Source organism: Vibrio porteresiae DSM 19223, assembly GCF_024347055.1.
Lineage (GTDB): Bacteria > Pseudomonadota > Gammaproteobacteria > Enterobacterales > Vibrionaceae > Vibrio > Vibrio porteresiae.
This window is the reverse complement of the sequence record NZ_AP024895.1, coordinates 1,719,467-1,736,673: the sequence shown is the minus strand read 5'-3', so window position 1 is coordinate 1,736,673 and position 17,207 is coordinate 1,719,467. Positions and strand designations below refer to the sequence as shown.

The window sequence follows — 17,207 nt, the reverse complement described above, 5'->3', positions numbered from 1 at the left end:
TATTGCAATCGCCAAGCGTTACTCAATCCTTTGCGAGTCACCTCAAGATTGGCTGAGCGCTAGCGAACTTTCTGCCTCTGTATCGCCCTCATCACTTGTCAGTGCGTCAGTTTGTAAAGAGCGCGGAGCGATGGTATCGAGCAATTCACGACCAGCACAAAGGCCCATTTGGTAACCTTGGTCGAGCAACGCTTTTTTCATGGTCAAACGCTTCACTTGAAATTCTTCAGGAGGCGCAACCACAGTAATGCGCACCCCAGGCGGCGGATTATGAATAAAGTCTAACGAGGCATTGTAATTTTCATTACGGTGCACCATCGCCTCAGCCACGTGGGGATAACGCGAGAAGATCCGTTTAATCAACCATCCCGATTTCGGCGCTTTCATTCGATAAGTCAGTGGGTGAGATAAAATCACCGTAATGTCGCGCGCACCGCGCCGATACGCCTCGCGTACTGGGATCGAATCGGCTACTCCGCCATCGGTATAACACTCTTTTGAAAAGCACGGGGTATGTCGATAGACCAGAGGTAAGGCTTGCGTCGCTTCTAAAGCATCACTCAAGTTTTTCTCGGTCACGCGATAGTAATCGGCGTGGCCAGTTTCCACATTGGTCGCGGCAGCCAAAAAGGTCGTATCGCCAAATAGCGTTTGCATATCGACAGGATAAGCACGATTGGATTCATCAATCAGCCAACGAACATCGACCAAATCACCGCCGTGAACAAATCGCCGTAGATTGAAAAAGTGCTCTGATGTGGCAAGCCCAGTAATCACCTCGTAGCTGCGTTTAGGGTAATGAGCTAAATAGCCAACTAGGTTAGACGCCCCAGCAGAAACGCCGATGGCAAGGTCAAAAGGCTGATATTCTTGCTCCATAAAAGCATCTAACACGCCACTAGCAAAGATGCCGCGCATCGCGCCGCCTTCTACTACCAGAGCTTTACAGGCTGAATGAGTCATTGGCATCCCTCTCCTATTTGATCCTTTAGCCAAGATAATCAACTAAGCGCGGAACAACAAATGAAAAAAGGTGATTAAACCTATCGATATTTAACATCGATAGGTATATTCATCGCAGTGCTATGACACTTGAACTCTCAGTAAACAAAGGAGATTACATGCAAATAGGCTAAGAAAAATGGTCTAGAACGTAATTAATTTCTGAAAAATGGGAAAAGGTTGCTGCTCAACACCTATAAAAATTTCTCAATAAGGATTTCGTCTATGTAGTTCCCACGTACTTTTGCATGCTTCTTAGCAATACCTACAATTTCAAAACCTTGTTTAAGATAAACGGCTAACGCTCGCTCGTTATCGCTGCGAACATAGGCAAATAGCTTTTCATAACCCTTTTGTTTTGCGATGTCGAACGTTGCATGAAAAAGCTGTTTAGAAACACCTTTACCACGCGCCATTTCACTCACAAAAGTCCCAATAATGCCGACATGATCAAATGCTTTTGTGTATTGTGCAAACGGTTCGACATTTTGAAAGCCGACGATAGTTGACTCTTCCTCGGTTAAAGCCACTGTAAATACACCACGCTCAGGGAACTGAGCAATGAACTCTTGCTCTTGTTCGGGTGTAAAGATGGTATCCAATACAGTGTATAAGCCTTCAGCAACGATTGGGTTGAGGACGTTGGTGATCCCTTCTGCATCATCTAACATCACTTGACGAACAACGACACTCATGCAACTTAACTCCTATTATAATGGGCACTGTCTTGTACATGAGTTCAAGATTTTCAGCAACACTTCTCGGGGGATGGGCAAATTCACAACGTTAAAACACTAACCACAAAGCCCAATTCAACGTTAACTCGGTGAATAAACGGCTAACCCTTTATTTTCTGGTGTCTTAGGACAGTTACCGCACCAATTTTTGTCATCACAACGATGAGCTTGGCAACACGTATGGCGAATCATCACCAAATGATCTTGCTGTATGTCCCAACGATAGCTTTCAAGATGATCATAAGATAGCGAAAAGGCATCGAGCCATAATTTGGCTTCGGTCATGACCTGTTCATCACTCATCTCTGGGAAAATAGAGCGCTGACGAGCCACATTCTCTAGCAACGCGTCAGCCAATAAATGATGGGTAAAACCAGGGCGAATGCGCGTCCATTGACTCATCTCTTCACGGTAACCATCAAACAGCTGTTTGAGTTTGTTCGCCAGTTGATGGATAAGCTCTGCATGTTCCCCTGTTTGCCAACGCCCACCAGGGAAGCTGAATCCGGTAGTAAAAACAGGCAGTTTGTATTGGGCTATCTTCTCCATCGGTGGTATGGCTTGCATTTGATACACACTGATAAAGCCAACAAAGATAGGCTGCCAGCACAGCAGCTCCCACGTACGAGTTAACCAATAAGGCGTTCCAGCTTCTGGATATTGCAAACTGATAGCTTCAAATAACTCTTGGGTAAAGCGCGCTTCATTATGACCAAGCGCAATACCATTGTCGCGCACTGGAGCGACTTCGCCAGCCAAATAGGGAGTCACCTCTTTGGCAAGTCGAAACAGAGTATCAAAACGCGGATCAAGCAGATTAAACTGGGTAAATTGCATCGTGTTAACTCAAAAAAAGGGCAGCGTGGCTGCCCTATAGAAAAATGAGAATTGAAAAAGGGGTGAACGTTGCCGCCATCGCCTATTAAGAATTAAGAGGTACGTTCTTTTTGGATTTTTTTCAGCTGTGTTAGATATTTAATCCAACCTTTCGCTTCATCAGAAGGCGCAATGGTATTCGCCGCGCGAGCCATCTCTAATGCGTGATCAAGACGATTAAGCTTATACAAAGCGCGAGTGCGAGCTAAAGCAACTTCCGCTTTACGACTTGGGTCAGTCACTTTATCGAGTTCTGACAACGCTTCACTGTATTGCCCTTGTTGATTCAACAGCAACGCCACGTTCCAGTGGTACTTACCATTAAAACGCGATGCCAATTGCCAAGTATCAATCGCCTTGTCCCACTCTTTCGCTCGTTGCCAGTAGGTCGCTTGTTCGCTCAGTAAATCCACTTTTTGATCAATGCCTGCAATTTCGCCCATCACTTGTGCGGCACGTTCTGGTACGCCGTTACGTGCATAAAGCTGAGCCAGCAGACGCAAATCTTCGCGCTCTAGAGGAATGCCTTGCAGTTTAGCTAATGCCATAGATGCCAGAGCATCTTTCATTTTCTGCTCACGCATCTCTAGGCTAACAAGCTGCATCCACCAGTTTTTCTTGTCCGGTTCCAGCACCAGTAAACGTTTTAAAGTTGGAATCGCTGGAGCCCACTGCTCAAGTTGCAGCTGAGCACCTAACTTAATCGAAAGCGGATTGGTTTTATCCGGTAAACCATAGGCTTCGTACTTTTGCATGGCTGCTAATACGGGTTTCCACTCGCCTAATTGGTAATGAGTCTGACCAATACGCAACCAAATATCATCGCCCTTTTGATCTTTAGGTAGCGATTTTACCAGTGCGTAATAGTGAGGTAGCGCTTTCTTGTACTCTTTGTCCATCAACAGCAAATCTGCCAACATTCGACGTGTAGACCACGCTTGATCGTCGACCAATTTGCCACTGTTCACCGCTTCTGTTAAAGCAGTAATTGCAGGTTTGATTTGACCATTTTGCCAATAGAACACACCCAGCATACGATCAAAATAGGCGTGATCGTAAGCCCGCTCTGGCATATTGTCTTTTAAAAGAGTGATGGCTTCGCTGTACTTACCATCTTGCGCAAGTTGATTCGCTTTGACCGCTTTATTCGCGGCAAACTGACTTAGCTCAGCACCACAGACATAAGAGGTTGAACTTAAGAGCAGTAGACAAGTAATCCATTTTTTCATCATTTGGCTAACTTAAACTCCAATTTAACTGTTTGACCCGGCTGAGTGACCGCTTTACCGTCAGCCACCTTCGGCTGGTATTTCCAGCTTTGTAGTGCTCTTCTTGCTTCTCGTTCGAACATGTGGCGCGGGTTAGCGTCGACCACTTGAATATCCGTTGGGCGTCCAGTCTCATCGATGGTAAAACTCATTACCACGTAACCTTCAATACTGCGTTTTAATGCGCGCATTGGGTATTGAGGTTCTACTCGGTAAAGAGGCATTGCCTGCTGGTTTACCCCAAAATCGCCAAATTTTGGTGCACTGATAGCCAATCCATTAATGGCGGTATCCAATCCCAAAGAAGGTACCTTCGCTGGGGAGATATTGTTACTCACCGTCGTTGCCGTAGGGCGACGACTGGTCGATGACTGATCCGGTGGAGTGGGAGCTTGCGGCTGGGGTGGTACAGCACGTTGACGACGCTGCACATCGTGCTCTTGCTCCATCATCACCATGTTAAACCGCACTGGGTCCGATTTTTTAGGAGCGCGTTGCACCCCATTGTCAACCATCCATGCCATACATGCGAATAGCCCAAAGGCGATAACAGCAGCAAACGGTGTGGCTAGGAGTAATCGGCGCATTAGCGTTTCTCCGCCGCCAACGCAATATTAGCGATGCCAGCACCTTTCGCTGCATCCATCACTTTTACTACGGTGCCGTTGTAGGCGTGTTCGTCCGCTTGAATGACCAGCGACGCTTTTGGCTGTTCCATGCGCAAATGTTCCAATTTGGCTTGCACACGTTCCACGTCCACTTGTTGCTTGTCGATATAGATATCGTTAGCAGAGGTAATCGCAACGAAAATCCCCGCATTTTTCTGACTTACCACATGCGATGCCGTAGGTCGGTTGACTTCCACACCCGACTCTTTCACAAAAGAGCTGGTCACAATAAAGAAGATCAACATGATAAACACAATGTCCAACATGGAAGTAAGGTCGATTTGCGCTTCTTCCGGTTGTGACTGACGTCGGCCCAGTCTCATCGCTGACTCCTTAACGCTTTTTCTAATTTCAATTCAGAAAGTTGGCACTTTTTCGCTAAGCGCGCATGAGCAAACATACCCGCTAATGCGGCGACCATGCCCGCCATTGTTGGCAAGGTTGCCAAGGAAATGCCTGAGGCCATCAATTTGGGATTGCTACTGCCCAGTGTTGCCATCACATCAAACACAGAGATCATCCCAGTTACCGTACCTAGCAAACCCAACATCGGGCAGATTGCTACTAACACTTTAATAATGTTGAGGTTTTGCATTAAGCCATCATGAGCTTGGCCAAGCCAACCCTGACGAATCGCTTGGGCATACCATGAGTGATGCTCATTACGTTGTTGCCATTGTTCGATCCAGGCGTTTCGCTGTTTAGGAAATGCCACCGAAAGATAGATAACCCGTTCAATCACCAACAACCAGTAGATCGCAACCACCGCAGCAAGCCACCACAGCACCACCCCACCCTGAGACATAAACTCAGAGAGTGGTGCCATCGCGTTTCTCAATGCAAATAACCAGTCTGCATGATTCATTGCTAATCCTTACGCAGCTTGCTTAGCGTTACTTTCTTGTTCAGCTTGCTCAGCAACTAAGCTAATACCTTGTTTTTCCAAAATATTACGAATGCTTTCAGCTTGTGAGCTCAAAATATTGTGACTTAGCAAAAGTGGCATAGCCGCAACCAGACCCAATACCGTTGTCACCAACGCCATAGAGATACCGCCTGCCATCACTTTTGGATCGCCATTACCAAATTGCGTGATCACTTGGAACGTTTCGATCATACCGGTTACAGTGCCCAGCAAGCCCAACATCGGAGCGAGCGCAGCCAGCAGTTTCAACATGGATAAACCACGCTCAAGTTGCGTCTGCTCATCAACAACCGCTTCTAAAAGACGCAGTTCCAATGCTTCTACGGTCAATTTTTTCTCTTTGCTGTACACAGACAACACACGACCCAATGGGTTGTTGGTTGGCTGAGTTGGATTTTTCAACTGTGCTTTAATCTGCTTACGCGCGATGGTCAATGTCACACCACGGTAGCCAGCGATGATAAGACCAATCACCAACAGAGCGATAATCACGTTACCCACTGCACCACCCGCTTCAAGGCGATCCATCATGGTTGGCTCTAGCGCCAGCTGTTGAGTCAAGGTGCCGTGAGATGGGTCAAGTACCAGGTTCTTAACGTCACCCTGTAACACATCGTTTAAAGAAGTCAGCGTTGGGCCATCGGCTGGTTGACGATCATAGGCAATCGCATCTTTACGAGCGTTATTCCATTGAACGTAACCTTGTTCGGTCACCAAACCAAATGTACCTAAACGGACCGCTTTCTCTTGTACTGTTTTGCCGTCACCATTGATGTAAGAGATGGTCACTGGTGCAATTTCAGCACTCGCTTGTACTTGCTCTTCCATGCTGTGCCACAAACCAATCAATTGTTTCATTGATGGCAATGACTTAGCGGCAACGATGGTATCAACCACTCCCGCCAATTGCTGACGATCAACACCGGTCACTGAGGTGCTTAAATTGCTTTGCAACTCTTTGGCGTTTTGACGAACCACGCCAAAAATCTCACCTAGAGAACCACTTTCTAAACGCAGTTTCTCTTCAAGACGTGCCAATTGGTCTTCATTTTTGCTGAACTGAGCAGAGAGTTGATCTGCTTGTTTTTGTAGTGAATTACGTAACGCAACAAGCTCGGCTTTCTTCTGTTTCAAATCCGCTTCTTGTTCTTTAAAGTCCGCTTCGCGGTTAGCGTTATGTACTTGTTCTTGCTTATTTTCTGCTTGCGCTTTACTGGCCAAATCTTGGCTTGCAGCAAAGCTTGCGGTTGAAGAGGCAGAGAGAGCAACAGTGACCGCAATGGCTTTGGCTAACTGTTTCAATTTCATCTTATTTTGCCTCCGCTTTAGTAAGTGATACAGGAAGAGTTAGGAACGTTGGTGCAATCTGTTGTTCCGCAAGTTTAAAGGCTTTATCAATATCTTCCTTATCACTGCTATCCAGCGCTTGCCATTGATGTTGGTTGGCATTCCAAGTCCAGTAACGAGTTTGACTCAAGTTACGAGCCACCAGCGATACACGACCCAAGTAGAGCACTTCCGCTTCCATCTGTTGTGAATCGCCCATAGAGATACGACCTTCATAAGTGCCAAGCTTGGTACCGTAGTCGATTTCAATTTGGTAGGCTTCTAAGATACGACGGTATTTTTCTGCGTCAGAGACATCTGCGCGCGGCATCAAAGCTTTCAGTTTGGCAACACGTTCTAAACGCGCTTCCTCTTTAATTGGGCGGTCGTGGCTAACGATGTTTTGTAGGCCATCTAGCATGTCGTACATCAGTGGTACTATGCCTTGACGGGTATTCTTGATTTCCGCAATTTGATCATTGAGGCTGCCCATTTCGTCATGTTGACTATTGACTAAGCCTTGTAGGTGATCGCGATACACCTTTAAATTCTTGGTTTCTTCAGTGAGCTGTTCGATTTCAGCGCGGAGTTCTAATGCTGCCGTAGCACTTTTATCTACGGTTTTCTGGCTGACAGCTGACGCTGTGTTGGTTTGATTTTCAATCGCCTTGGCGTCCTCGAGGGAATTGGCAAATACCGGCATCGTAACTGCCAGAGAAATCAGGACTAAGCTAGGTTTCATTATTTTCATCATCTGTTATCAATTACCGCGTGAAAGTTCGGACATGTTATTGATAAACACTCTCATTATCAACTGAATTTCGGATTCTATCCTCTTTTGTTACTAAGCTCAACGACCTAACGCATTTTCCTGCTTAACTGTTGTTAAACAGAGCTAAGGCGTTAATAATGAGTAAAAAAAAGGAGGATTAATATGGGGTTAATTAAACAGGTTGGCGCGCTTATATTGACGCTATTTATGTTAGCGGGTTGTACTGGTAAACCGGACAATATCGAGCCAGTGACCCATTTTGATGTGAATCGCTATCTTGGTACTTGGTATGAAATCGCGCGATTAGACCACAGTTTTGAACGTGGCCTTTCCAACATTCAAGCCACCTATCGTCTCAGTAGTGATGGCACCGTCAGTGTGGTTAACCGTGGCTGGAATCCACAAGCAAAACAATGGGCTCAGGCGGTGGGCGTGGCTAAGTTCGTATCAAGCAGTGATGTCGGCCATTTGAAAGTCTCTTTCTTTGGCCCGTTTTATGGAAGTTATGTGGTGTTCTATCTTGCCCCAGATTACTCCATGGCGCTGGTGACCAGCTATAACCAAGATTACTTTTGGCTATTGTCACGGACACCGACGTTAACTGCGCAGCAGAAGAAAATTGCCATAGAACAAGCCACTAAAGCTGGTTTTGATACCAGCAAATTTATCTACCCAAGCCAAACACCTATTCCTGTGCAATAGCATTGTGGCTTTTCATCAGCACCATTCGTTAACCTCAAAGGGTATGAAGGGTATATAGATAGACAAAGGCGAATGGTCTCCCATTCGCCTTCTTTTATGACCGTTAATTGTATGACCATTAATCGTATGACTGTGAATCGCCCTACTTGAGCCACATCGACAGTGAGATTATTAGGTAACGGATTCAGCCACTAAATATTAAGACCGGTTGCGTTAGCGACTATGGTCATATGCTCGCGAAGTTCACCTGCGATTTGCTGCATCACTTGATGCTCTTCATCGCTAAAAGGATGGATCAGGATTTTCTCAACCCCATTTTTGCCAATCACGACCGGCAAACTCATCACCACATCATGCAGTCCGTATTCCCCTTGCAGTAAGGTTCCCACAGGCAGAACCGAACGTTCGTTGATCACAATCGCTTGGATGATGCGAAACACGCTAGCGGCAATGCCATGCGTGGTATTGTTTTTGCGGCGAAAGATCTCAAACCCAGCTTGTTTGACCGACTCGAGCAATTCATCCGCGTCAATGCGTGGCAATTCATTGGCATCGCAATAATAATCAGCCGGTTGTCCTGCAATACTAATCAAACTTTTTGGGGTAAAGCAGTGGCTACCATGTTCACCCAGCACATAACCAAACACGTTTTTCGGATCAAGATTGACCCGTTCAGCGACAATTGTCATTAAACGTGCAGTGTCCACCACACAACCGGCAGAGATCACTTTATCAGCGCTGTACCCGGTGTTCGCTATGATGCTGTGTGTGACGATATCACAGGGATTGGTCACTATAATCAAAATGGCATTGGGAGCGACTCGTTCAACTTTACTCGCAATCTCAACACCGATTCGGCTATTGATCTCTGCCAGATCCATCCGTGATTGGCCCTGTTTGATCTGTGCGCCGGCGGTGATGACCACAATATCAGCACCGAGCATATCCATGTAATCATCGCTGGGAATAATGCGGGTGTTTTTAGTAAAGGTCAGTGCTGCAGTATGACGAAAGTCATACACTTCTCCTTCAGCGCGTGAGATATCCTTATCAAGTAACACCAGCTCACTGACACTACCTAACGTCAACAAGTAGTTACAAATACCAACGCCGACTGCGCCAGCACCAATAATACCTATCTTCATACTTCGTTCCTTGTTCATGCAGACTCAATCAATGGCTTTCCTAAGCGAGTTTGAGCTGCCTTATTGCCTGCTATTCTATGGCTAATGATAGCGTTTATTGGCTATTTCAATCCAACAATATTTCATAAAATCTCACATTATCAGTGAGTTATTCTAAAACAAAACACCAAAACAGTGCATATACGCTAAAATATGCACCTGATTTGTGCAATTGACAGATAGAACAGTTATTTACAACAAATCCTTAAAGTTTTTGCCATGTTTCCTCCACAGCAACGACACATTCCTGCCGCAACATAAATCGCATTCGAAACCCAACAACTCTCGTTCGAAACCTAAAAGGAATCACAATGAATAAGCTATGGTTAGCAGGAATCATGTCAGCGGCTATCTCCAGCCCCAGTTTTGCTGTCACTAACATTACGTGGTGGCATGCAATGGGTGGGCAATTGGGCGAAACAGTCAACAAAATCGCCACTGATTTCAACGCATCACAAAGCGAATACCGAATTACTCCCGTTTTTAAAGGCACTTATACTGAAACATTAACCGCAGGCATCGCTGCGTATCGTGGCGGTGATGCGCCAAACATTCTGCAAGTATTTGATGCCGGTTCTGCCACCATCATGAGTGCTAAAGGAGTTGCCAAACCAGTACAGGATATTTTGACTCAAGCGGGCTACAAGTTTGATTCGAAGGAGTACATTGCTGGGGTTCGTCAGTTTTATGCCGACAGCACAGGTAAAATGATCGGCATGCCATTTAATAGCTCAACACCGGTTCTTTATTACAACAAAGACATCTTGGCCAAAGTGAATGGTCAAGCACCGCATACCTATGAAGAGCTTGAAGTACTCGCAAAAAAACTCAAAGAGAAAGGCTACGCCACCTTCTCTGAATCCCTCACCCCTTGGACCATGTTTGAAAACTTTAAATCTCGCCATAACCTGCCTCTTGCCGATCAAGAGAACGGTTATCAAGGTCTCTCCAGTAAGTTGATGTTTAACTCCAAAGATATGGTGATGCACATTGGCAAGCTGCAAGAGTGGGCCCAAAAAGGCTATTTCAAATATTACGGCACCGATTGGGATGCCAACCAAACGCCCTTTGAAAAACAAGAAGTCGCCATGTGGGTCGGCTCATCCGGTTCATTTGGTGGCCTACGCTCACGCGTGAAATTTGATATGGGGACCACTTACTTGCCTTATTGGTCTTCTTTGACCAAACAAGGGGGCTACCACACCTTTATCGGTGGCGCTGCCCTATTTGCACTCAATGGTCACTCAGCTCAAGAAGATAAAGGGGTTGCGGCGTTTTTCCATTACCTGACACGTCCAGAAGTGCAAATGTATTGGCATGAAACCACAGGCTACGTGCCAGTGACTACCGCGGCGTATGAAATGACGCAAAAGTCCGGTTATTACCAAGCTAACCCTGATGCAGAAGTGGGAGTTAAACAGCTGACCTTGGCGTCTGGTGAATGGAACAAAGGCTATCATCTTGGCTTCTATCCACAAATTCGTACCGTGATGGATCGCGAATTTGACAAGATTTTTGCCGGTCAAACCAGCGTAAAAAGCAGTTTAGACAAAGTGGAAAAAGAGAGCGAACAGCTACTTAACCGCTTTAAACGTACTGTGCAATAACACGCTTGGGCAGCACCTTGGGGTGTTGCCCTTTTTTGTTGGTCATCATTAGGTCTACAACACTGTGCAACGTCGACAACAATTTCAACACAGCCTACTTCCTTATGCGCTGCTGTTTCCGCAAATCGCCATCATCGCTGTTTTTTTCCTCTACCCAGCAGGTGAAGCGCTGGTGATGTCTTTCCATTTGGAAGACCCTTGGGGGCTCACCTCTAACTTTGTCGGATTAGAAAACTATCTGATCCTGTTTTCTTCTCCTGATTACCTGCAATCGCTTGGTTTTACGCTACTTTTTGCTGCATTAGTGGCGTTTTTCTCATTAGCCATTGCGTTGCTATTGGCGGTCAAGGCCAACCAAATTCTCCACGGGCAAAGTGTATATCGCACCACTCTTACTTGGGTGTACGCCGTTGCCCCCGCGGTAGCTGGGCTTATCGGAGGATTTATGTTCGATCCCAGCATTGGCATTTTAACCCAAGCCCTTCAGTCAATCGGCTGGGATTTTTCCGCGCAGACCAAACCGAACGATGCTCTATTTGCGCTGGTGTTGGTTTCCGTGTGGAAGCAAGTTCCGGTTAACTTTGTCTACTTCCTAGCTGGGCTTCAATCCATTTCACTGGCGGTGCGTGAAGCGTCGATGTTGGATTGTGCCAGCGATCTGCGCCGCTTTTGGACCATCACCTTTCCCCTGCTCGCCCCAACTGGCTTTTTCCTGCTGGTGATCAATCTCACCTACGCCTTCTTCGATACCTTTGGGGTTATCGACACCATGACGGGCGGTGGCCCAGGCGGAAGTACCACCTCGTTAGTTTATAAGGTCTATCAAGATGGCTTTATCGGTGCGGATTTAGGTGGCAGTGCCGCGCAATCGGTGGTGCTACTGATCTTAGTGCTGCTACTGACTGCCATACAGTTTCGCGTGGTAGAAAAACGCATCCACTATTAGGAGAAAACATGAAACGGATTCAATGGGTTGACCATCTTATCTTGATTTTGGGCGTGCTATTTATGCTCGCGCCCGTGTGGCTCATTTTTGCCAGTTCCACTCACGAGCCTAACTCGATTATCAGTAATGGACTGCAATGGGACATCGGTAAACAAGGGCTTGAAGCTTATAAAGAGGCGTGGTCACAAGGGTTAGGCTTTGCTGGCGATGTCACGGCGCAAACCATGATCATCAATTCACTGATCATGGGCCTGGGTTTTGCTATCGGTAAAATCATTATTTCGATGATCGCGGCCTACGCACTGGTCTACTTTCGTTTACCGTACGCCACGGCTTGGTTCTGGCTGATTTTTGTCACCTTGTTACTGCCACTGGAAGTGCGCATCATCCCTTCCTATGAGGTGGTCACCCAATTAGGCATGCTTAACCACTACTCAGGGTTAATCTTGCCCTTAATAGCTTCGGCGACGGCGACGTTTTTCTTTCGTCAGTTCTATCAGACCCTACCTGATGAGCTCTATGAAGCCGCTCAGTTAGATAATGCTGGCCCAATTCGCTTTTTCATCGACATGGTTTTACCCCTATCACGAACCATGATGGCGGCCATTTTTATCATCATGTTTGTCGTGGGTTGGAACCAATACCTTTGGCCGATGATGATCACCACTGACGAACATTACTACACCATCATTATGGGCATTAAACAGATGCTCAATAACATCAGCGAAGCCAAGATGCCCCGTTACGATTATGCCTTTGCCATGATCATCTTCGCCATGTTACCGCCCGTACTTATCGTGGCAATTTTCCAACGTTATTTTGTAAAAGGATTAGTCGAAAGTGAAAAATAATAGCGTGCTTGAGTCAAACGTCACTTCGGATTCATTGGTTAATGTCATGCTCAAGTTGCAGGATATTGTGAAAACTTACGAAAATGGTCATCGCGCAGTGCGAGGCATCAACCTTGATATCCAACATGGTGAGTTCATCGTGTTAGTCGGTCCATCGGGATGTGGTAAATCGTCGCTGCTGCGTTCGATTGCCGGGCTTGAAACCATCAACTCTGGTGCGATTTATCTTAATGGACGTCGCGTCGACCAAGTGAAACCTGCCGAGCGCGATATTGCGATGGTGTTTCAAAACTACGCCCTTTATCCACACATGACGGTGTACCAAAATTTGGCTTATGGTCTGAAAAATCGCGGTGTTGATCGCGAGACGATTGAGCAGAAAATTCACTCTGTCGCTGCCACGCTAAAAATTGAAGCGTATCTCGATCGTAAGCCAGCAAAACTTTCTGGCGGTCAACGCCAACGCGTAGCAATGGGCCGAGCAATTGTACGCGACCCACAGCTGTTTTTGTTTGATGAACCTTTATCAAACCTTGATGCAGCACTGCGCTCCCATATGCGTTTAGAGATCAAAAAACTGCAGCGACAACTGAATGTGACCAGCGTTTACGTCACCCACGACCAAGTCGAAGCGATGACCCTTGCCGACCGCATTGTGGTGCTCAAAGAAGGCAGTATTGAACAAATTGGTACGCCCCAAGAGGTCTATCACCAACCGGCTTCCACTTTCGTCGCCAGTTTCATTGGTAGCCCCGCGATGAATTTCATTAGCGCCGAAGCTTCACACAACGCGCTGCGTGTGGTGGGACAAACCTTAGCACTTTCAACCCCGATTACCTCACCTAACATCACCTTAGGCATTCGCCCTGAACAAGCCCTGCTACACTGTGATGAACCTGCGCTTAAACTGCGTTTTAAAGTAAGCGTCATTGAACCATTAGGACCAAATCAGTTAGTCCATGGCGTCATTGTTGATGGGCAGCAACAGCAGCCATTTGTAGCGTTGACAGCAGAAATGACGCTTCCGATTGGCGAGGAGATTGACCTTTGGATTCCACTGGCACAGTTGCATCTCTTTGACGAGCAAGGCAAACGGATTCATAGCCAGTGTCAGTTATCATGATCCACTATCAGTCATAATCCGTTTCAAGTTAGAACCGTTCGTGTAGTAATAAGGAATCAGAGTGAGCCTTTCGACGAGACAAAAGCAGATCTTACAAGAATTACAGCAATCACAGGGGGTTCTCACCAGCGGCCATTTGGCACAACATTTAGATGTCTCGGTGCAAACGATCCGCAAGGACATGAACGAACTCAATGACCTAGGCTTGCTTAAACGCGTACATGGCGGTGTCTGTTTACCCACTCCCAACGATAACTTGTCATTTTCCAATCGTGAACTGCAAAACAGTGCGCAAAAACAGCAGATAGCCCAATTATTGGTCAATCATCTCCCCGAACAAACCAGTATTTTTTTGGGTATCGGCACAACACCAAAATATGTCGCACAAGCGTTGTTGGATCATTCGGGACTCACCGTTATCACCAACAACCTTAACGCGGCATTGGTGCTCAGTCACAATCCCAATATCTCGTTGCACCTCGCTGGTGGTGCCGTGCGCCACTCAGATCAAGATACCGTGGGTGAAATCACGACGGATTTTTATCGTCAATTTAATATTAAGATTGGCGTGTTTGGGGTGGGCGGTTTAAATGCCAAAGGAGAGCTACTTGACTTTACTCCTGAAGAGGCAGCATTAAACCGCGCGATCATTAGCCAAAGTGAACAATGTTGGCTTGTCGCAGATCATACAAAATACGGTCGCTATGCCCCTGTAGTTAGCGCTACACTAAATGACATCGATCGCCTGTTTGTTGATAAACCCACCGTTGCTTTGAAAAAACTCTGCCAAGCGAAGGGTGTGGAGATTGTCAGCGCGGATGACCGATCTCACGAACAAAAGGAATAAACCATGTCACTTGTTATTGTTGGTCACCGGGGAGTGGCTGCCCATTTCCCGGAAAATACCCGTGTTAGTGTTCAGGCAGCAATTGATTTAGGCCTGAACTGGGTTGAAGTGGATGTTCAGCCAACGAAAGATAATATTTTGGTCGTTTGTCACGACCACACCATTGACCGTTGCAGTGACGGCCAAGGGCGTATTGATGAAATGACATTAGAAGAGTTACGTCAGCGGGATTTTGGCACTTGGTTTGACCCCAAGTTTGCCAATGAACCGATTATGACGCTCGCAGAGTTACTCTCTTTAGCCACAGAGCATTCATTGGGTCTTAATATCGAGGTAAAAGTCGATCGTCATGATGTCGCAGCGGTTGCTTCTCAACTTAAAGAACAGCTCGACCAATGTCTGTTACCCAAAGACAAAATCATGCTATCGAGTTTTAGTCATGACATTATTCGCCAACTCTACACACACTGCCCCGGTTATAAGTTAGGTGTATTGACCGAACGCCTAACTCAAAATGATCGACGTGTGTTAAAGGAGGTCCGCGCGTTCAGTTGTAACGTCAATTACAAGTGGCTAACCCAACGCCATATTGCAGACTTACATCGCGATGGCTACCAAGTGTGGTGCTACACCGTTAATAAACCAGAGAAATTCTCTCTGTTGAATCAAGTGGATGGTATTTTCAGTGACGATCCTGCCCGCTTTTTTAAATAAGGTTGGTTGCGCTTACTGACACAAAAACGCCAGAGATCAAAATCTCTGGCGTTTTTTATGTCACGTTTTTATCTAACGTTCTTTAATTAAACATTTTTCAATCTAACGTCGACAGGCAGTGTTAGCGTAGGAACAGAATGTCATGTTTATTTTAGATTTTCTGGGAAGTTTGCTGGCAATTCGCTTGCAGGGCAATTGATCACTTCTTCGTTATTTTTGCCTGCATCACGTACAAATGTGATCGTTGCAAATTCATCAATCACTTCAGTTGGGTATGCTGGACCTTCTGCGCGGTAAGCTTCCATTTGAGCGATGTGTTCGTTTTGGAAACATACGGTTTTCTTAGGATCGTTGATAACCCAACGTGGGAAGAAGATAGTACCGTGGAACACTTTATCGGCAAGGTTGGCAATCAAACTTACGTCAGTACCAGTAGGTTCTGTCCATGACACTTTGTATACGTCTTTTGCTACGCGAACGAGGTAAACGTGTTGGTCTTTTACCCAACGGTTGCCTACGATGCCGCTGTGAATACGGTAGTCAGCGGTGTTTTCGTTTTTGAAATAGAATTCATAGTTCCAACCATTGTCATAGGTATAAACTAGGTGTTTACCAACGATACCGCTTAGATCATTTACATCGAACATATTAAATCCCTCATTATTTCGTTTCGTTTTTGTGTTGGAAGTCACTATACATCAAATTATTCGATATAAAATTCACAATATCTGATTAATCACATCCAAAAGTTTAATATGTTAAAAACAACCCTTGAACAATGGCAGGTGCTAAGAGCAGTTGTCGAGCAAGGCAGCATTGCCAAAGCAGCCGAGCAAACATTTAAAAGCCAACCCGCCATCAGCTATCAGTTAACCCAGTTACAACAACGCCTTGGTGTAGAGATCCTCAATCTACAAGGGCGTAAACTGGTTCTAACCGAACAAGGTCGTGTCCTGCTCGAACAAGCGGTGTTTATTTTGGATCAGTGGCGAGATCTAGAAACGCGCGCAGAAGCACTGACCCAAGGGGAACGTGCGGTGATTAGCTTAGTGGTAGATAGCCTATTCCCTAAGGCGCAGTTATTTTCCGGATTGAAGCGCTTTAACCAGCAATACCCCAACACACATGTGCACGTTAAAGAGACCGTTCGAGATGAAGGGGTGATGCTCCTCAAACAGTCGGAAGATGATCTTTATATCATCAGCGCTCCCGATAGCCTTAACCTCGAAAAGCGCGTGGTACTGAATGTCAGCGTGATTCCGGTGGCGCACCGTGACCACCCCATTTTTAATCTGCCGGCAGATTTACGTATCGCGCAGTTAAAATGCGTTCCCATGATTCAAGTGGTGGACAAATACCACCAGCAACAACCCGCTAATGCAGGGCAACGCTACCAAGATTCCTGGTTTTTTACCTCGCTTAATTCCGCGATTGATGCCATTTTGAATCAACTTGGTTACGGTTGGATTCCGGTGAGTGAGATAGAGAAGCATCTGCAAGATGGGGTTTTAAAACCCATTTTTGACGACGGGCAACAGCAGCGCAATTCCACGCTTTACTTAATAAAAAATCAGGACGCCCGCCACGACAGTGTCATACACGCCTTGGAGAACGCCCTGATTGATGGTTTACTTGCTTAAGCGCTTGAAAAACTGAAGC

19 protein-coding genes are annotated in these 17,207 nt (G+C 46.2%); 8 read left to right on the top strand and 11 right to left on the bottom strand.

Going from position 1 to position 17,207, the window contains the following annotated elements; translation table 11 throughout:
• Window positions 1-42 precede the first annotated feature (42 nt).
• From OCV11_RS07960 to OCV11_RS07920, 9 genes are all read right to left on the bottom strand, one after another.
• Window positions 43-963, bottom strand: coding sequence for a patatin-like phospholipase family protein (locus tag OCV11_RS07960; protein WP_261896119.1), 921 nt, complete (start codon window positions 961-963; stop codon window positions 43-45).
• Window positions 964-1,196: 233 nt separating this feature from the next.
• Window positions 1,197-1,697 carry a GNAT family N-acetyltransferase gene (locus OCV11_RS07955; RefSeq protein ID WP_261896118.1) on the bottom strand — a complete coding sequence of 167 codons (501 nt, stop codon included), beginning with the start codon at window positions 1,695-1,697 and terminating at the stop codon, window positions 1,197-1,199.
• Between the two features lie 123 nt (window positions 1,698-1,820).
• A complete protein-coding gene (locus OCV11_RS07950) occupies window positions 1,821-2,576 on the bottom strand; it encodes a siderophore ferric iron reductase (protein ID WP_261896117.1) in 756 nt (251 codons plus the stop codon).
• Window positions 2,577-2,668: 92 nt separating this feature from the next.
• Window positions 2,669-3,844, bottom strand: a complete 1,176-nt coding sequence (locus OCV11_RS07945) for a tetratricopeptide repeat protein (protein ID WP_261896252.1) — start codon at window positions 3,842-3,844, stop codon at window positions 2,669-2,671.
• Window positions 3,844-4,470, bottom strand: a complete 627-nt coding sequence (locus tag OCV11_RS07940) for an energy transducer TonB (protein ID WP_261896115.1) — start codon at window positions 4,468-4,470, stop codon at window positions 3,844-3,846. Before OCV11_RS07940 ends, OCV11_RS07945 begins: the two co-directional genes overlap by 1 nt.
• Entirely contained in the window at window positions 4,470-4,874 is a 405-nt protein-coding gene (locus OCV11_RS07935; protein ID WP_261896113.1) for an ExbD/TolR family protein, read from the bottom strand. Before OCV11_RS07935 ends, OCV11_RS07940 begins: the two co-directional genes overlap by 1 nt.
• Window positions 4,871-5,416 carry a MotA/TolQ/ExbB proton channel family protein gene (locus OCV11_RS07930; RefSeq protein WP_261896112.1) on the bottom strand — a complete coding sequence of 182 codons (546 nt, stop codon included), beginning with the start codon at window positions 5,414-5,416 and terminating at the stop codon, window positions 4,871-4,873. The genes OCV11_RS07935 and OCV11_RS07930 overlap by 4 nt, the downstream gene beginning before the upstream one ends.
• Window positions 5,417-5,425: 9 nt before the next feature.
• Window positions 5,426-6,784, bottom strand: coding sequence for a MotA/TolQ/ExbB proton channel family protein (locus tag OCV11_RS07925; RefSeq protein ID WP_261896111.1), 1,359 nt, complete (start codon window positions 6,782-6,784; stop codon window positions 5,426-5,428).
• A gap of 1 nt (window position 6,785) precedes the next feature.
• Window positions 6,786-7,553 carry a DUF3450 domain-containing protein gene (locus OCV11_RS07920; RefSeq protein ID WP_373332821.1) on the bottom strand — a complete coding sequence of 256 codons (768 nt, stop codon included), beginning with the start codon at window positions 7,551-7,553 and terminating at the stop codon, window positions 6,786-6,788.
• Window positions 7,554-7,736: 183 nt separating this feature from the next.
• Here OCV11_RS07920 and OCV11_RS07915 point away from each other — a divergent pair, with 183 nt between their 5' ends.
• Window positions 7,737-8,276 carry a lipocalin family protein gene (locus OCV11_RS07915; RefSeq protein WP_261896110.1) on the top strand — a complete coding sequence of 180 codons (540 nt, stop codon included), beginning with the start codon at window positions 7,737-7,739 and terminating at the stop codon, window positions 8,274-8,276.
• A gap of 191 nt (window positions 8,277-8,467) precedes the next feature.
• Here the strand turns inward: OCV11_RS07915 and OCV11_RS07910 are convergent, their stop codons facing one another.
• Entirely contained in the window at window positions 8,468-9,421 is a 954-nt protein-coding gene (locus OCV11_RS07910; RefSeq protein ID WP_261896109.1) for a lactate/malate family dehydrogenase, read from the bottom strand.
• A 350-nt stretch (window positions 9,422-9,771) separates the two neighbouring features.
• On the opposite strand from OCV11_RS07910, the gene ugpB reads away from it, so the two are divergent.
• The 6 genes from ugpB (at window position 9,772) to OCV11_RS07880 (ending at window position 15,548) form a co-directional block, all read left to right on the top strand.
• Window positions 9,772-11,067 carry a sn-glycerol-3-phosphate ABC transporter substrate-binding protein UgpB gene (gene ugpB, locus OCV11_RS07905; protein WP_261896108.1) on the top strand — a complete coding sequence of 432 codons (1,296 nt, stop codon included), beginning with the start codon at window positions 9,772-9,774 and terminating at the stop codon, window positions 11,065-11,067.
• A gap of 64 nt (window positions 11,068-11,131) precedes the next feature.
• On the top strand, window positions 11,132-12,013 hold the full coding sequence (locus tag OCV11_RS07900) for an ABC transporter permease subunit (protein WP_261896107.1): 882 nt from the start codon (window positions 11,132-11,134) through the stop codon (window positions 12,011-12,013).
• An 8-nt stretch (window positions 12,014-12,021) separates the two neighbouring features.
• Window positions 12,022-12,864 (top strand): sn-glycerol-3-phosphate ABC transporter permease UgpE, encoded by an 843-nt coding sequence (gene ugpE / locus OCV11_RS07895; RefSeq protein ID WP_261896106.1) that lies wholly within the window; start codon window positions 12,022-12,024, stop codon window positions 12,862-12,864.
• A gap of 46 nt (window positions 12,865-12,910) precedes the next feature.
• Window positions 12,911-13,987 carry a sn-glycerol-3-phosphate ABC transporter ATP-binding protein UgpC gene (gene ugpC / locus OCV11_RS07890; RefSeq protein WP_261896250.1) on the top strand — a complete coding sequence of 359 codons (1,077 nt, stop codon included), beginning with the start codon at window positions 12,911-12,913 and terminating at the stop codon, window positions 13,985-13,987.
• A 61-nt stretch (window positions 13,988-14,048) separates the two neighbouring features.
• Window positions 14,049-14,834, top strand: coding sequence for a DeoR/GlpR family DNA-binding transcription regulator (locus OCV11_RS07885; RefSeq protein WP_261896105.1), 786 nt, complete (start codon window positions 14,049-14,051; stop codon window positions 14,832-14,834).
• 3 nt (window positions 14,835-14,837) lie between these two features.
• Window positions 14,838-15,548: a glycerophosphoryl diester phosphodiesterase gene (locus OCV11_RS07880; RefSeq protein WP_261896104.1), complete on the top strand. Its 711-nt coding sequence runs from the start codon at window positions 14,838-14,840 to the stop codon at window positions 15,546-15,548.
• A 146-nt stretch (window positions 15,549-15,694) separates the two neighbouring features.
• On the opposite strand, the gene OCV11_RS07875 is transcribed toward OCV11_RS07880, so the two are convergent.
• Window positions 15,695-16,195 (bottom strand): phenolic acid decarboxylase, encoded by a 501-nt coding sequence (locus tag OCV11_RS07875; protein WP_261896103.1) that lies wholly within the window; start codon window positions 16,193-16,195, stop codon window positions 15,695-15,697.
• Window positions 16,196-16,303: 108 nt separating this feature from the next.
• Between OCV11_RS07875 and OCV11_RS07870 the strand changes: the two genes are divergently transcribed.
• Window positions 16,304-17,188, top strand: coding sequence for a LysR family transcriptional regulator (locus OCV11_RS07870; RefSeq protein ID WP_261896102.1), 885 nt, complete (start codon window positions 16,304-16,306; stop codon window positions 17,186-17,188).
• The last annotated feature ends 19 nt before the right edge of the window (window positions 17,189-17,207 follow it).